This is a genomic window from Microcoleus sp. S28C3, assembly GCF_036700785.1.
In the GTDB taxonomy this organism is placed as follows: domain Bacteria; phylum Cyanobacteriota; class Cyanobacteriia; order Cyanobacteriales; family Microcoleaceae; genus Microcoleus; species Microcoleus asticus.
In genome coordinates this window covers 1-1,300 of the sequence record NZ_JAUBPO010000287.1, presented here as the reverse complement: position 1 = coordinate 1,300, position 1,300 = coordinate 1, and the positions used below count along the sequence as shown (strand labels likewise).

1 protein-coding gene is annotated in these 1,300 nt (G+C 49.9%); it reads left to right on the top strand.

Going from position 1 to position 1,300, the window contains the following annotated elements; genetic code table 11:
* Nucleotides 1-167 precede the first annotated feature (167 nt).
* Nucleotides 168-1,226 (top strand): potassium channel protein, encoded by a 1,059-nt coding sequence (locus QUA13_RS32490; RefSeq protein WP_333205213.1) that lies wholly within the window; start codon nt 168-170, stop codon nt 1,224-1,226.
* The last annotated feature ends 74 nt before the right edge of the window (nt 1,227-1,300 follow it).

Genomic DNA, 1,300 nt, shown 5'->3' with positions numbered 1-1,300 from the left:
TCGAAAATCGAAAATCCTCAAGCCCCCGCATTTATCCGTGGGGTCAATCTAAAATCTAAAATCTAAAATCTAAAATCTAAAATCTAAAATCGATTGACTCCCCCTGCGTCTAGGGCTGATATGGTTACAATTGGTAGCAGCTAATAGGTAATAGGTCAGCCCGATCGGTGTATTCAACTCTAGAGCAAAAGTACCAGCGCCTGCAAAAAGACTTAACAGGCGGAGTCATCGCCCTGGGCGGCATTTTCTGCACGGGTACTCTCTGGTATTGGCAGGTGGAAAAATGGTCTTTGCTGGATGCCGCTTACATGACAGTATTTACCCTAGCAACTGTGGGCTACGGTGAACTTCAGCCCCTCGGGAAACGCGGGCGAATGTTTACCATATGCCTGATTTTGATGGGCGTAATTGTGATTGGTTTCATCGTCAACCGCTTTACAGAAGCGCTGATTGAAGGATATTTTCAAGAAGGAGCAAGAATTAGGCAGCAGCGGCGATTGGTAGATTCTTTGATCGGGCATTACATTCTCTGCGGTTTTGGGCGCATTGGGCGTCAGATTGCCTTGGAATTTCAGGCAGAAAATATTCCTTTTGTGGTGATTGATTCGGCGGTGCTGTCGGTTGAGGCAGCTTTGGCGCTGGGGTACACGGCTGTCCAAGGAGACGCGACTCTGGACGAAATTTTGCTGAGTGTGGGGATCGATCGCGCAATTTGCATAGTAGCAGCTTTGCCTTCGGATGCCGAGAATTTATACACTGTTATGTCAGCGAAAACTCTGAATCCCAAGGTGCGGGCGATCGCCCGCGCCACCACAGAAGAAGCCGTAAAGAAGTTGCAGCGGGGTGGCGCCGATGCCGTCGTATCCCCCTACATTAGCGGCGGAAAGCGGATGGCGGCGGCGGCTTTGCGGCCTCAAGTTATGGATTTTTTAGATGTTGTTTTGACGGGCACCGATAGTTCTTTTTACATGGAGGAATTTTTGATCGATCCCAATACTTGTGTCTACGTCGGGCAAAGTTTGAGAAATGCCAAGTTGCGATCGCAATCGGGGGCCTTGGTTTTAGCGGTGCGGCGCGCTGGCGGGACTTTGATTGTGGGGCCTACCGGAGAAACTGCGATCGAAGGAGGAGATATGCTGATTTGTTTGGGCACCGCCGAACAACTGCGAACTCTCAATCAAATCCTCAGTCCCCTGAGTTTTCGCCTCCCCCGACCTCCCAAGTAGCAACAGTCCGGACAGTTTTTTGGGGTGAGTGGCGAGGAAAGCTATCCAAGGCTTAAAGTACAGTCATACATAAA